Origin of the sequence: Prevotella ihumii, from assembly GCF_900155655.1 — a bacterium.
GTDB lineage: Bacteria > Bacteroidota > Bacteroidia > Bacteroidales > Bacteroidaceae > Prevotella > Prevotella ihumii.
The window spans coordinates 2,497,057-2,512,402 of the sequence record NZ_LT706987.1 but is presented as its reverse complement, the minus strand read 5'-3'; the positions used below and the strand labels follow the sequence as shown (position 1 = coordinate 2,512,402).

Here is a 15,346-nt window from a genome sequence, read left to right as displayed (position 1 = left end):
ATGAAATACTATCTATATAAATATGTCTTGGTCTTTGCCACTTTAGCTCTATGTGGCTGTAACGATTTTTTGGACAAAATTCCCGATTCGGACATTGATGTAAACATAGACAACGAAGAAGGAATTGCCCAATTACTTGCAGGAGCTTATCCAGAGGCAAGCTACATTCCTTTTTTAGAGCCTCGTACTGATAATGTAGACATCAGAGCAAATGGCACACATACACAACTGAACGAAGAAATGTTTTATTGGGAGGATGATACCCAAGAAGACATTGACACACCCTTAAATTATTGGAATAGTTGTTACAAAGGTATTGCACAGGCCAACAAGGCCTTGGAGCTGCTCAAGAAATATCCTAAGACTGAACGTGTCAAGGCTCTATATGGCGAAGCTTTTTTGCTAAGGGCTTACCTTCACTTCATGTTGGTCAATATCTGGGCAGAGCCTTATGGCAATGCAGAGCAATCTCCTGGTATACCTTATGTTAACAAACCCGAGAAACATGCGCTGACAAATTATAGCAGAGGGACTGTCAACGAAGTATATGATAGCATTGAAAGCGACTTGAAGCGTGGTGTCACCTTAGTCGCCGACAGATATTATAAGCAACCTAAATACCACTTCAACAAAAAAGCGGCTTACACGTTCGCCTCTCGTTTTTATCTGATGAAAGGTGAATGGGAAAAAGTAGTGGAATATGCTAATTATGTGTTAGGCGCTGACCCCAAAACCATATTAAGGCATTGGGTGGGATATTCACAGCAATTTGAGTTTAACCGTCAGCGTTTGTCTACACGCTACACATCTCCCGACGAGCCCGCCAACTTATTGATTTGTACCACCGAGTCTCGGTGGGCAAGACAAATGCCTACGGATCGTTACGGATCAACCAAGCAAACTGTTGACGAAATATTCAACAAAAGAGGTATCGAAGGGGGAGGCGATTTCTCTAAAATGACCTTTGACGGTACATATCCTTTTGTTTATTCACCATCACCTATAGTAAATGGTAAGTATATCGCCAAGTTTGATGAGCTGTCTACCACTGAAAGCATTGGATTAAGACCTCGGGGAATTTACGTGAGCAATGTATTGTTTACTGCAGATGAAGCTTTGCTTAATAGGATGGAAGCCTATGTTATGCTAAAACAGTATGATAGAGCTATTAATGATTACTTGCAATATATGCAGGGTAAGTTTGGCTTTATGCCTACTGTTGAAAGGGATATTTATATGCGTACAAGTGAAAATAATTATGATGTGTACACCCCTTTCTATGGCATGACATTAAAGCAGCTTGCATTGGTAAAGTTATTTGCCGATTTCAGGCAAAAAGAGTTTTTTGCTGAGGGGCTACGCTGGTTAGACATTAGAAGGTTTCATTTGAGTGTGAAGCGTAACACAAAATCTAAATATTATTTCCCCTTAGAGAAAGACGACCCACGAAAAGTATTGCAAATTCCCATAGAAGCACAAAACAGAGGACTGGCTCCTAATCCCCGTGAACGTAAAGAACCCATTAGATAAATATGGTAGATAATTTATAACGCAACAAAATGAATATACAGAAATATTTCTTAGCATATATAGGCCTATGGGCATTACTGGCAACGTCTTGCCAACATGACACACTATCAGATGACAGTGTTGTGGACAGCAATGCCCCTCAAACACAAACGGCACAATGGATAGAACAGCATTTTACCAAGGTGTATGGTCCAGAGGTGGTATATCAGTGGCAAAAAAATAACAGTCAGAAAGGAGTCTATGTGTATCCTCCTGACACTACAAACATAAAACAAGTTCTTAACGCTATTAGCTCTTTATGCTTTGATACCTTTAGGGATATTCAAATAGAGGGCAAAGGCAACCTGCTTAACTACTGTTTGCCAGTACGCATTACATTATATGGGGGCGGAAACCCAGATGAGAATGGTGTTGAGCGCATGTACAACATTGCGTCACAGCCAGTAGAGATGAGTATATATCATGTTAATGATTTTGATGCAAACGACAAGCAGAAAGTTCACAGACTTGTTCGCAGCGTATATCATCAGATGATGAAACGAGTGTTAGAGCAGATGCCATACGATAGAGCTAAATTTGCTGCCATCAGTGAAGGAAAATACATCACCGACACTCAACTCCTCTCCGAGATAAATGGTGCGAACAACGATATTGGGTTAGTGGGATATGCCAACAAACGTGGATTTTACACCTATCTCTCTATGCTTAATCCCGAGGACGACATGGCAGAGATGTTAAGCGTTACCTTGACATCTACACCAGCAAAACTTAAACAAGCAGAAGATGAAGCACATACACCAGACGAAGACTCTGACCCCGAAGTGAATAAACGCTATGAACAAGAGGCCGAACGTGCCTATCATGATTTTATGGCAAAAAAAATGTTTGTCGAACAGTATGCTTGGAATAACTGGCACGTGAAATTGCTCACATTGCAACTTAAGAGTGTCAGGACCTTGAATAAATATCTAAATACAAAATAAGATGAAGTATCTTTCATACATACTCCTCACTCTACTTGGTTGCATTTTCTACAGCTGCCATGATGAAGAAAGAGATTTTGTGAATACACCTACCCAGCGCAAGAGGCAAGCCATTGAGGCGTTGAACACTGAGCTGGTTAACAACAAAGCAGGATGGTTGGTTATGTATTTCCCTAAAACAGACTCTTTGCTGTTTTCTAACATCAGTGATAAAATAAAAGCCGAATACCAATACGGAACTGACAGATATGGTTATGGAGGTGTTTGTTTTACCATGCGTTTTTTACAACATGGGAAAGTAGAGATGCGTGCCGACTTTGACCCCAAAAGTGTTGCTACTTCCATAATGAGCGAATACAAAATAGGGGCAAATAGTTGCACCCAACTTACTTTTCTTACCACAAACTATCTACACAAGCTAGTCAATGATAGTTATGGAGGCGCATGCGACTGGTTATACCAAGGACGTGATGAAGACGGATTACTGGTATTCAAAACCGCCTCGTACCTTAAGCCAGCATGCGAATATATTTTGATGAAACCCTTGCATGATGTGCATGAGTTTGCCGATGCAGTAAAACAAGCATACGATAACAGACGAGTATTTGAGCAAATGAAAAATCCACAGTTATATATACACAGAGGCGGCCGTGTTTACTTTCAGAGCGATTACTATCTTGGCAGAAACGGTGGACGCGTGGCCACAACCGAAAAACAGAGATATTATCTGTTTATGGAGGTAACGAAACCTAACCCTATCCCAGACTATCCACCTAAAGAATTTTCCGTGTTGGGTTCTGGATATTGTGGCACGCCTAAAGGTATTACTTTTAGAGCAGGTCTGCGATTGAACAACAAACAGGTGTTTGCCGACTTTCAACGTGTTGGCAACCATTTCGAAGCTGAATTGGTAGAAGTGTATCATCCCGAATGGAGAAGCATTAGGTTAGTAAGTAAGCATTTGCATCCGGAAGGAAAAATAACTGGTTTGAAAGCGGTTATTCAAGACGTTCCTACCAATGAATAAAATATAAACAGATAACAACGAACGGTATGAAAAAGAAATTATATATAACACTCTCTGCCTTTACCATAATATTATTCTCCGCATGTTCGCCTGCCGTGAACGACGATGCTGATGAAGACTACGACAAATTATTTCCATTTAAGGGAATAGAAAAACCAAAGATATCGTACGATGATCAAGCCTTGCAATTGGCAAGCATCGATATGAATGAGCATAGCTACGTCTATCCAGGAGTTGAGATTAACGGTGAGAAGCGTACTTATACGGTAACCCTGATTTGTTCTTTTTTTGAAAAGGAATTGCAAGGCAGCTTGGTGCCTGATGGTGAACTTTCCTCAACTTATACTATCAGATACATTGATGCTGACAAGGCCCTGAAAACCATTTCCACGAAAGGTTATGGTCTTGATGATAGCGATGTAAAATTGCTTAAAAACGGAGAGGAGCAAAAAATTACTTTTCAAGCTATGTCTGGCTTCCCTATGTTTTTGCAAGTAAAGGGCGGAGGTCCAAGTAACTCATCTGTGCGCGCCACCATTTCGGCAGTATCCAATGATGGACTTACCATTGTGCGCCCTTTACATGTAGAGCAATTTCAAAATGAAGAGGGTATCAATTTAATTAAAAATCCATTTTGTGGATATATCATATTGCCATAAAGATAAAGGGATTAAAATTATGAAGAATAAACGTAACAGACCTTTTTGTATGTTTATGCTGTGGTTGGCACTGTGTACCTCCATAACATCATGCACAACATGGCCAGACGAAACCATTGAGTCGTCGTACATTATGCCTACATGGCCCGACCCGGAATATAAGTTTGTCAGGAATGATGAAAGTAGTGTTAATACATTAGAGTGTGAGCTGTTAAAAGAGCCTGCTGATATTGTATATCACTCGTTCATGAAAGAAGCTCGTATATCAAGTGTCGTACAGCAGGATCGGATGAACGAATATTTCAAGCAAGGAGTGTATGGTAAAGCACCATTTGATGAGATAGCTACATCTATGGTTCACCGTGTTGACAGGGATCGCATCCTTGCAGTCTTTCAACAATTATTCGATGAGTCGAGAGCATTGAGTGGTTATGGCTACCCTCGTCCTGCCGATATTCGCAACACCAAGGCACAAATGGGCAAAGGAGGATATTTAGGCTATAATATTGGCGATGAAAACTTAGCGTTTGTCAATGCCAAAGGTGTAGCCGTGGCGGAAGTGTACTATGAGATGGTTAGGGGAAGCATTTATTTGGATAAAATCCTGAACGTACACCTTAACCCTGAGTTATACAACGACCAACAGCTTTTGAAAGATCAGGCAGCTTCAAATCTGGTAAACGGACATAATTACACAGAATTGGAACATCATTGGGACTTGGCCTATGGTTATTACCAATACTGGTTGCCCATTGTGCAAAAAAATGAGCGCAGTGCGCTAAAGGGAAGTCGTATAAAACTTTACAACGCCTTTGCGGCAGGACGATTGGCCATGACTGAGTATAGGTTTGACGAGATGAGAACATGTCTTCATACCATTAGGCAAGAACTGTCTAAGGTGGTCGCCGTGCATGCCATTCAGTTGTTGTCAGGCGAAGTGACAAATGCCAATTTACACGAGGACATCAGCAATGCCTTGGTATTCCTGTCACGTGCCTATGGTGCCGTGTTCTCGTTGCAGTTTGCCGTGAATACAGAAGGGAAACCATTATATACCTTTGATGAGGTACAAACGCTTTTAGATGCACTTACTCAAAACTCTGGGTTGTGGGATAAGCAGCGTCTGGAAGGCGATTCCACTACCCCTGGATCCATTGCCTATACTGTAGCACAAATCAAGCAGCGCATAAAATGATAAGCATATATGCGATAACTCTTATAAGAAAAAATAAAACGATGAATTTATACAAACTATTATTGTTGGCGTTCCTATGTTGTACGTTAGACGTAACAGCTCAAACACATCCCAACTTGATATTGAACGGTGGGTTTGAAGAATGGCGCACCGCTGGCATCTATGAGAAACCTGTGTGTTGGTATTTTTCAGTGGGTAGCATTGAAAAATCAAATCAATCACATGGTGGCAGCCACGCTGTCAAGTTAGTAGCAATCCCGCATACGCTATCTATAATTGACCGATCAAACAACTATTATTATATGAAAATTGAGGGCGGAGCAACTTATCGCCTTACCTATTGGTATAAAGGCACGTTACAGCGTGCCAATTGTGTTTCCACCGTGATATGGTGCAAAGAAAAGCGCAAAGTTAAAACGGATGCAAAGAAAGCTTCAAGGGATATGGTCACAGATGCATCCCCTACTGAATGGAAACAAAAAACTATAGATTTTGTCGCTCCGCAAGGAGTGGATTACGCGGGATTTTGTTTTGAAATGAAAGAAGAAAATTCCGATGCCAATAACTATCTATTGATTGACGATGTGGTTTTTAAGAAAATAAAAAGTAGTACTATTACCGAGGATGTACCGATGCCTTATGATGTGAAGATTTCTGCACAACAACGCGAAATTTTTATGTCGTGGAATCCTGTGCAAGGCAGTGGCGTCAAATACAATATTTTGCTTAATGGAAGGCAAGTATCTACAATAAGCACAACCGACTATATTTTGCAAAAAATGCAGCCTAACACTACCTACGAAATAGGTGTGCAGACGATTATGCCTGACGGAAAGAAGTCGAAAGTGGCTAAAAAAAACATTACCACAGAATTAATGATGACAGGCAGGGAGGATGAAAATCGCATTCCCTACATCTATCAAATTAAGAACTATGGTGATTGTCCACGAAACATAGAGTTGTTTTTCAATGATTTGTATGATGTCAACGCTCAAATTAAATATACGCTTGACGGCATTCCCTTCGTCCCTGTCGACGGATACAAATTGGTTTTCAACAAAACGGGTAAACATATATTGATTGTGGACATCATTGAGAGTGATGGCAAGGCTTGGACCTTGGAATATAACTTAAATGTGAAATAAGCTAATCAACATGAAGCATATATATAGTTGGCTATCAGTGATAATACTTGGCATGTCGTTAACCGCATGCCACAATGAGTCGGATTTAGAACCGTCTAAAATATTGATAGGGGATAACGACTTATCATCTATTGATGTGTTTACGCACACGACCCGTATGTTAATCTTAAAGGGTGGGACTGGTAAATACAAGTGCAATATCAACAACTCAAAGTTGGCTACCGTCAGCATCAACGAAGATACATTACGTATTACAGGTATATTGGAGGGTGAAACGTATGCCTCTGTTTGGTCGGGCGATGAGTGTCGCAAGTTGGATATAAATGTTATAGTGCCCAACATTACCTCTACCGAGGATGTCATACGGTTGTACCCTCGGGATGAGAGCCGATCGGTAAGTGTCAATGGTGGAGGCGGCATAGCACAAATGCGTGTGGAAGACCCTATGCGTGTTCTGAAGAAGGTTAAGTGGAACGCCAAGACCAACATCATAGAAATAGATACCTATTGCGAGGGCGACGCTTATCTCCACATCACAGGGCAGGATCATCAAACCAAAACGATTAAAGTAGAAGTGCGATGCAAAGGCGAGGCTGATGAGTCGGGAGTATATAGCACCACATCGAGAAGTTTAAGCGTTTTGATGCGCAACACGTTGGTGGTACATCGCAAAGGTGTGGGTGTATGGATATTTAATGAGGCCACCCCAACAGCCTCCAAGAAAACCATCAAGATTACGCCTGTTATCATAAATCCCCAACAAGGCACCTATATTGATGTTGAGCTCGGTTTTCGCTATCCAGACGAGTTCAGCTCTCTAAAAGAGGGCAAATACAAATTATACGTCCAGGAAGTCAGGGCGAACCATGTAGTACTTGCCGGGCGTGGATTTAAATTTGTAATACCTTACGAGAAAAAATAATATATCTAATTTTCAATATATGTTTGCCATCTGTCCTATATAACTTTTGGCAAAAGAAAGACGTATTCAAATTATCAATAAAATATAACAATACAACATGCAAATCTCAAAAATTAGAAAAAGCATAACAACCTTGGCGTTGTTACTGGTGTTTAGTGTGTCTCATGCGCAGAAAGTAATAAAAGTAGAAAAGCCTGGTGAACTTTCAAAACAAATCACCCAGTCCGAAAAGTTTTCCATTACAAATCTTACCATATCGGGTAGTATTAATGGTGCCGATATCTTGTGCCTTCGCGAGATGGCTGGCAGGGACATAGAGGGGAAACCAACAGAGGGAAAACTTTCCATACTTGACCTCTCTGGGGCTAAGATTGTTGCCAACGGTGGCAATTATTATCAGGTAAAGAGAAGTATGTCTACCAAATACTACGCACCTGCCTATGATGACGAGGTGAGTGCCTACATGTTCTACCAATGCCAGGCACTTATAACACTAAAATTGCCTGCAAGTACAAAGAGTATAGAACAACACGCTTTCAGCGGTTGCACTTCGCTTACGGAATGCGTCATTCCGCAAAGCGTCGCTACCATAAGGGAGAATGCCTTTAAAGATTGTGGCAAATTAGCGTCAATCGCACTTCCCAACTCGCTCAAGGAAATAAGCAAGGGTGCCTTTGCTGGGTGCAAATCACTTACTTCGGTGACTTTTCCATCACAATTGGAGAAAATTGGCGCACAAGCTTTCGAGAATTGCACCTCGCTTGCTACTCTTTCCGAGTTCCCATCATCATTATCAGAAATAGAGGAAAAAGCTTTCTACAATACTGCTGTTACGGCGTACACGGTGGCAGAAGACAACGAGTATTATTGTGCTAGCAATGGCGTGCTTTACGATGCCGATAAAATATCAATACAACAGTATCCTGCAGGCAGCAGTGCAACTTCGTTTGAGATACCTGGAAGTGTTGCAGAAATAGGCGAGTATGCCTTTGCTTATGCCAAAAACCTGAAGAATATCAGTCTTCCGGAAGGACTCACCAACGTGGGCAAATATGCTTTTGAGCATGCTGGACTTGAGCAATTTACTTCACTTGCCTCTAATCTTTCTATTGGAGAATCGGCATTCAGCGACTGTGTCGAGTTGCAAACTGTTGACTTCAAAGGAGCAATTGGTGGAATAGGAAATTATGCATTCAAAAACAACAAGAAACTTTCTGTCGTGCAGTTTACTGGTTCAGCTATGCCTGAGTTCGGCCAGTACGTATTTACACCTAAGGACGTAATACTTAAAGTCTATGTAGAAAAAAACTTGATTGACAAATTTAAAGAAGCTTTTACCACAAAAAAAGTTGCGTTAGGTACAATGTACGAAATCCTTGACATCACAACCGCTGGAGTTGCGAAGCAGTCTGTCTATGAGTCGAACATAGATAAAGTACACTTCGACGTATGTGGTAGAAAGATAAGCAAGCATAACAAAGGACTTCACATTATTCAGTATTCTGATGGACGTGTTGTCAAGCGCATGGTAAAATAAATTTAAGACCCGAACGCTGCCACTCGGCAGATTAAAACCTTAATTCCGCAACACTATTATAAATTAAACTTTTTAACCCAAATCGGTCGTTAGAATGAGATGTCTTTTGGATTATTTTGGCTTTATTTTACCTATATCTGCAGTCACATAGCCCGCTATGCTCCTTTGATATATGCAAAATAAATCTCAAAGTAATCGCAAAATACATTCTCATTCTAATGGCCGATTTGGGTTTAAGAACCATTATGATAGCATACTCAATTTCTTTGTCAACAGAGCCACAAATGCCAATGCTGAATTCTTCAACGTAAGCATCCAATATTAGCCGCCTTTGTGTAACATTCTTACTTTACTACCTTTGCCCGAAAAACTTATGTTTGTACTCAACGAAACAAATGTTTTTCGGGTTTGTTGCACTCCTGTGGATATGCGTCAGGGTATTCTTCGCCTGTCCCAATTGGTACGCCGCAATGACTTCAATCCTTCTGATGGTGTTGTCTACGTTTTCTACAATCGAGCCCGTAACCGAATTAAATTGCTGCACTGGGAACGCTGTGGTTTTGTCGTGTATCATAAACAGATGGCACAGGGTTGCCTAAGTCCTAAAATCATACGGGCGAGAGCTGGATTTTATGAACTTCGCTGGGACGAATTGGTACTCTATATTGAAGGTATAAATCCTAATTGCTACCGAAGAAAAAGATACAATAAATCTTAGTATTTTCTTGCCAGTGTCAGATATTTTTTGTAATTTTACATCGTATAAAGAACTGATAATGTGATGGATATGCCTTATTGCACAATGACATCTGACTACCATTCTCTCACTCGGGAAGCTGTTGTTAAACTTCTTGAGCAAAGGGATGCTGAGCTTAAGAACAAGGATACTCAACTCAAGAACAAGGATGCTGAGCTTAAGAACAAGGATACTCAACTCAAGGATAAGGATGCTGAGCTCAAGGATAAGGATGCTGAGCTCAAGGATAAGGATGCTGAGCTCAAGGATAAGGATGCTGAGCTCAAGGATAAGGATGCTGAGCTCAAGGATAAGGATGCTGATCTCAAGGATAAGGATGCTGAGCTCAAGGATAAGGAGGCTGAGCTTAAGATTAAGGATGCTGAGCTGGAACGAAAGTCCCGTCGTATTCTTGAACTTGAGCGCATGGTATTTGGCAGGCGCAGCGAGAAACGCCTGCCTGAGAGTGCAAGCGGCTGGGCGGGTACGCTTTTTGACGAGCAGTGGGCCAAAGAGGGTTCCCTGGCTCAGGTGGAAGCCCTTCCCATCATCAAGGAGATAAAACAGCAGGCCGGACAACGCAGGTCATCACGCCGTGTGAGCCGTCCTTCCAGAAAGGGTAGGGCCTACGCCTCCTATGTTCCCGAGAACATAGAGCGACAGGTGACGGAGATATTTCCAGAGGGTTATGATGCTGAGCGCATGGTCATCATCGGACATGACAGAAGTGAGCATCTGTGTCTGCGTCCCTCATCCTTTTATGTCAGGGTAGAAGATCGTGTCATCTGCCGCCTGAAGGAAGCCCGTCCAACGGATGCGAAGGTCGACATCCTGGAAGCCCCCTTGAAAAAGCAAGCGGTGGATTGTTTTGCCGACGCTTCCCTGCTCGCCGAGATCATCACCGCCAAGTTCGCCTATCACCAGCCCGAGTATAGGCAATGTGAAAGATGGAAGGAACTGGGCGTGAACATCCCCACCTCAACCGTCAATAGCTGGGTTCACGATGCCGCCGATGCGCTTTATCCGCTTTACAAACTTCAAGTAAGACAGATCCTGCAAAGTCCTTATCTTCAAGTTGACGAGACCAGCGTACAGGTTGCCGACCGCAAGGGAAAGACGCGCAAGGGATACCTGTGGGGCGTGCGTGACGCCATGCACTCCCAGGGTGTGTTCTTCCATTGGAAGGACGGGTTGCGGTCGGGCGCTGTGGCAGATGAACTCTTCAAGGGCTACCAGGGTGCCATACAGTCTGATGGGTATGAGGTCTACAGCAGGTTTGAGAACGTTCAGGGCATCGTGCTGTTAGGATGTATGGCACACGTGAGACGTAAGTTCGAACATCTGGCGTCTGACGATAAGAACGCCGCCCATATCATCGAAACGATAGCCACGCTTTATGAGTTGGAGGAAAACCTCAAACACAAGAAAGCACCACCCGAGGAAGTGGAGACAGAACGAAAGGCTAAAGCTTACCCTATTCTTAAGTATTTGGAGACCTATATGTTGGATGTACACAAACAGTACACCCCAGGCGAAGCTATGGAGAAGGCACTGCGTTATGCCTTCGCCGTATGGATACGCATTGGCAGATATGTGCAGGACGGACGCTTCAACATAGACAACAACCTTATGGAACAGGCCATCAGACCCATCACGCTTGGAAGAAAGAACTACCTGTTCTGTGGTAACAATGAGGGAGCGGAGAACAACGCCATCTTCTATACCTTCGTGGCGTGTTGCAGGGAAGCAGACATAGAGCCATACAAATGGATGAAGGAAGTTCTTTCAAGACCCCTGCCCGACATGACGGAGGAGGAACTCACGAAAATGCTACCTTCAAACTTCAAATAACAAATAACCCTTATATGCTGCCAGACATATAAGGGTTATTTGTTGGTGTGAAAGTCGGCTAATATTGGATGCTTACTCTTCAACGCAAAAGTCAAAGCCTTCAGGGCATAGTTCAGGGAAGTAATGGATATTTCTTTCTTCCTTTACAGGCTTATGAAATTATGTGTATGAGGGGAGAGGGGGCAACTGGGTTTTACGACTGACCCGAAAGTTAAAACAGAACCTCTGTGTATTTCTTTCGATGATTAATGGCAAAAAAATAAGCGGTGTACTTAGAGAAGTGCACCGCTTGTTTTTGTTTTATGAATTTGTTTTTATTTACTTGCTGATAGATTTTACAACCTTTTGCGTACCGTCGCTGTACTTTATGGTCTTGATAGTAACACCCTTAGTAGGTTCAGAAAGTTTGCGACCAGAGAGGTCGTAGTATGTTTCGCCAATTGCTTGTGCGTTATTTTCTTTCTCTACCGATGTAATATCGTTTGGTGTTTTTTCTTGGTTAAATGTGTAAACAGCACCCGTGTATTCGCTCATTCTAAACCATGAACCGTCTTCTGCAATACATGACAATACATAAACTTTGTCGGTTCCTGGTGCATCGAGCGTTATTTTATCGCCATTTATAGTATAGGTAACATCTACAGTTGGACTGCAAGGAAAAGCCTGATTGTTTTCGATGCCATAATATCCCATATATATATTTAGGGTCTGGCCTTTGTCTGTTTTAATAGATAGGATTAAAGACTTGTGAGGAATGGTAATTTTATTACCTTCTATGCTTCCTTTTACCCAACGATCTGATACGTCAGAAAATGTTTCGGGCAGTGCAACAATTGGGTTTTTTACATAAACGGTCTTGTTGTCGGCTAAAAAAACAACTTCAAATTCAGATGCATCTGCTAAATTAAGACTGGTCATTTCAAGTGAGCCACCATCTCCCTGTTGTAGTCTGATGCCCTTACCTGCGCGGTCGTAGACTTTAACAACGCCGTCTGGACGCTCTGAAAGCAATGATTCCTGTGCGTTCACACTCATTCCTAAGATAGCTGTAAAAGCTAAAAGTAACAGTTTCTTCATATAAAAATTTTGTTAGTTAAATTAGGTAATGGACTTTTTGTCCATTATTTTAATAGTTACTATTTAATTCATTCATCATTTACGCATCTTTTCTTTAGATGCAAATAGTTTGTATTATTCGTTGCAAAGTTAAAAAAAATATATGGAAGAACAAAATATTTCTAAGCTATTGTGTTATAAAATAAAAGGCCGCAGAGTCAACCCGTAGAGTCAACCAGCAAGTGCAAAATTATAAAACGTATTTGAAGAATTCGCATTTTGGAGTAGAATAGTTTAATTTTTCTCTCGGTCTTTCGTTCAATTTCTTTTGTATCGACATAATTCTCTTTTCTGTATAATGTTCAAACGAATCCTTTTTCGGTATATATTGTCTGATTAACCCGTGGCGGAATTAATTTGGGTCTGCTGATTAACTATAACTATCTAATAATTAACTATTTATGTTGTATAAAATTTAGTCAATTCGCCCAAAATGACTACCTTTGGATGTTAAAACATTAAAGAGTTGAGATGAAATACTACTCACAATATCGCAGTCACGACCTATTTGAACTTCAGGAGTCACTTTCGGGATTGAGCAAAACCAACCGTTGGGTCAAGCTGGCCGACCACCTTCCCTGGGGAAGGATAGAGAAAGAATACAACAAACGTCTGATAAATAGTCACAATGGCACCGGCAACAAGCCCGCCAGGCCTTCATCGGACTGATTAAGAAGAAACGCAAGGGAAAGAAACTCATTGACAAGACAAAACTAATCCAGATACGATGCCTGCAGGCAGACTTCCAGCTGTTTCTTAATTTCCTGGGCAAACAGTCAAGCACACTTCCTGCTTGCTTCAGCCGCCATGACTACAAATGTCTTCAGGCTGCGTTCAAGATGTATGAACAGCAAAAAATGATGTTCGAACAGGAAGCATATCAAGTCCTGCCATATCAATTGCGACAACCGTCCATTAGGCAGGCCTCTCAAGGAAGAGAACGACACACACGCAGAGGACAAGAAGAGAGCCATCGGCGAGCAAAATGGGTTAGAAGGCACATCTGAAACAACCAAGAGAGTTTACCGAGCCAACGACATCCGAGCGAAACTTGACCAAACGGCTGACACTTGGATAGGAGCTTGCTTCTTCGCTAAGAACATTATGAAGTTCCTAAGGGGACTTCTTTGTCTCATTTTCGAAAAATCGGGCTTGAAGACCTTCCAAAAGAGAATTATGAGCATTTTTTTTGACAGCATGGAGGCTGTATTGCCCACACCACAAGGTTGTATGAAAGACGTAAATTAGCAGACCCTAATGAGAGGACGTGTAAATGCGATAAGGACGTTCAAGGGCTTAGTTGCGGATTTGAGGTTATAATAGAGTAGTATCGTATGGCGTCGTAGATAGAAATAATATGAAAAGTAAACAATACAGAAAAGTAAAATAGGGGGCATAAGCCCCCTAATGGTTGGCGAAGGAGTCGAACCTTGCAATATACTGCCTTTTGGGAAGTCTCGCTACCGATGCGACCATCAACCATTTGCAAAGATAAAAAGAAAAGTTCACAAGTTCAACATAGAACTGCAATTTCAGGTGTAGGTTTAGCTTAATAATCTATACCAGAAAACACCGAGGGGTTTGGGGGCGAGCAGCCCCCATGAGTGGAAAATCAACAAGCAATGCTTAAAAAATAAAAAAGGGAGACCTCTGTCTCCCAAAGATTAATTAATTTTGCATTGTTATGTACAAACAATTAACCTCGGAGCAAAGGTACACAATTTCTGTGCTACTCCAAAATGGAATTAAATTAAAAGATATTGCGAAAGCGATAAAAGTATGTCCAAGTACAGTATCTCGTGAAATAAAACGTAATAGTGGGACCAAAGGACAGTATAATTGGGAAACTGCCCAAGCAAATGCAGCTCTCACAAAGCGAAAAAAGCCAGGCAATCATTCAATCAAAAAGGATGTTATGGATGAAGCGATACGTCTTCTTATTACAGAACAATGGTCTCCTGAACAAATATCTGGCGTGTTGGCTAAGGAAGGTAAACGTATTAGCCATGAAACCATATATCGTACGATACGTAAGGACAAGGCAAAAGGTGGAACACTATATAAACACTGTCGTCACAAGCTAAAGCATCGTGCCAAGCCTGTTGGTAGCAGACGTATATCCATACCCAATAGAACAAGTATCAGCGAGAGACCTACTGAAGTTGACGGAAAACGCTTTGGGGACTTCGAGATGGATACAATTGTTGGAAGAGGAAATCATGGTGCTATTGTGACACTGATAGAACGCAGTACAAATATGCTATTTATGAGAAAACTTAAAAAGGGAAAGAATGCCAAGGAGTTAGCACGCACTGTAATACATTTGCTATCTCCATTCAAAGAGTATGTCAAGTCTATTACAACGGACAACGGCACAGAATTCGCTTGCCATGAAATGATAAGCAAAAGCCTTGGTGTCACCGTCTATTTTGCTGACCCATACGCTTCATGGCAGAAAGGGGCTATAGAAAATGCTAACGGACTGATTAGACAATACGTGCCAAAAAAAGAAACGTTTGAACATGTCAGTCATCAACAAATAACAAAGTATTCAAAGAAAATTAACATGAGACCAAGAAAGAAATTAGAATTTAGAACACCATATGAGTGCTTTTACGAACTAATTAAGTAAATTTGCACTTGCT

At 41.5% G+C, this 15,346-nt stretch carries 12 protein-coding genes and 1 pseudogene; 11 read left to right on the top strand and 2 right to left on the bottom strand.

Going from position 1 to position 15,346, the window contains the following annotated elements:
- From CZ367_RS11055 to tnpC, 10 genes are all read left to right on the top strand, one after another.
- A complete protein-coding gene (locus CZ367_RS11055; protein WP_394334146.1) occupies positions 1–1,530 on the top strand; it encodes a RagB/SusD family nutrient uptake outer membrane protein in 1,530 nt (509 codons plus the stop codon).
- A 29-nt stretch (positions 1,531–1,559) separates the two neighbouring features.
- On the top strand, positions 1,560–2,513 hold the full coding sequence (locus CZ367_RS11050; RefSeq protein ID WP_077196908.1) for a putative zinc-binding metallopeptidase: 954 nt from the start codon (positions 1,560–1,562) through the stop codon (positions 2,511–2,513).
- Between the two features lies 1 nt (position 2,514).
- Positions 2,515–3,540: a DUF4302 domain-containing protein gene (locus CZ367_RS11045; RefSeq protein ID WP_077196907.1), complete on the top strand. Its 1,026-nt coding sequence runs from the start codon at positions 2,515–2,517 to the stop codon at positions 3,538–3,540.
- Positions 3,541–3,566: 26 nt separating this feature from the next.
- A complete protein-coding gene (locus tag CZ367_RS11040; protein WP_077196906.1) occupies positions 3,567–4,199 on the top strand; it encodes a hypothetical protein in 633 nt (210 codons plus the stop codon).
- A 19-nt stretch (positions 4,200–4,218) separates the two neighbouring features.
- The gene (locus tag CZ367_RS11035; protein WP_077196905.1) at positions 4,219–5,394 is read left to right on the top strand and encodes a DUF4856 domain-containing protein; all 1,176 of its coding nucleotides are present in this window, start codon (positions 4,219–4,221) and stop codon (positions 5,392–5,394) included.
- 41 nt (positions 5,395–5,435) lie between these two features.
- Entirely contained in the window at positions 5,436–6,539 is a 1,104-nt protein-coding gene (locus CZ367_RS11030) for a fibronectin type III domain-containing protein (protein ID WP_077197438.1), read from the top strand.
- 10 nt (positions 6,540–6,549) lie between these two features.
- Positions 6,550–7,461, top strand: a complete 912-nt coding sequence (locus CZ367_RS11025) for a hypothetical protein (protein ID WP_077196904.1) — start codon at positions 6,550–6,552, stop codon at positions 7,459–7,461.
- Positions 7,462–7,594: 133 nt separating this feature from the next.
- Entirely contained in the window at positions 7,595–8,998 is a 1,404-nt protein-coding gene (locus CZ367_RS11020; protein ID WP_237581698.1) for a leucine-rich repeat domain-containing protein, read from the top strand.
- Between the two features lie 373 nt (positions 8,999–9,371).
- Positions 9,372–9,716 (top strand): IS66 family insertion sequence element accessory protein TnpB, encoded by a 345-nt coding sequence (gene tnpB, locus CZ367_RS11015; protein WP_077195221.1) that lies wholly within the window; start codon positions 9,372–9,374, stop codon positions 9,714–9,716.
- 63 nt (positions 9,717–9,779) lie between these two features.
- Positions 9,780–11,585, top strand: a complete 1,806-nt coding sequence (gene tnpC, locus CZ367_RS11010) for an IS66 family transposase (RefSeq protein WP_394334145.1) — start codon at positions 9,780–9,782, stop codon at positions 11,583–11,585.
- Between the two features lie 318 nt (positions 11,586–11,903).
- Here the strand turns inward: tnpC and CZ367_RS11005 are convergent, their stop codons facing one another.
- The gene (locus tag CZ367_RS11005) at positions 11,904–12,662 is read right to left on the bottom strand and encodes a hypothetical protein (protein WP_077196902.1); all 759 of its coding nucleotides are present in this window, start codon (positions 12,660–12,662) and stop codon (positions 11,904–11,906) included.
- 229 nt (positions 12,663–12,891) lie between these two features.
- Positions 12,892–13,041, bottom strand: a pseudogene (locus CZ367_RS16295) (IS30 family transposase); the annotation flags it as partial.
- Positions 13,042–14,385: 1,344 nt separating this feature from the next.
- On the opposite strand from CZ367_RS16295, the gene CZ367_RS10990 reads away from it, so the two are divergent.
- Positions 14,386–15,333 (top strand): IS30 family transposase, encoded by a 948-nt coding sequence (locus CZ367_RS10990; RefSeq protein WP_077195399.1) that lies wholly within the window; start codon positions 14,386–14,388, stop codon positions 15,331–15,333.
- Positions 15,334–15,346 lie beyond the last annotated feature (13 nt).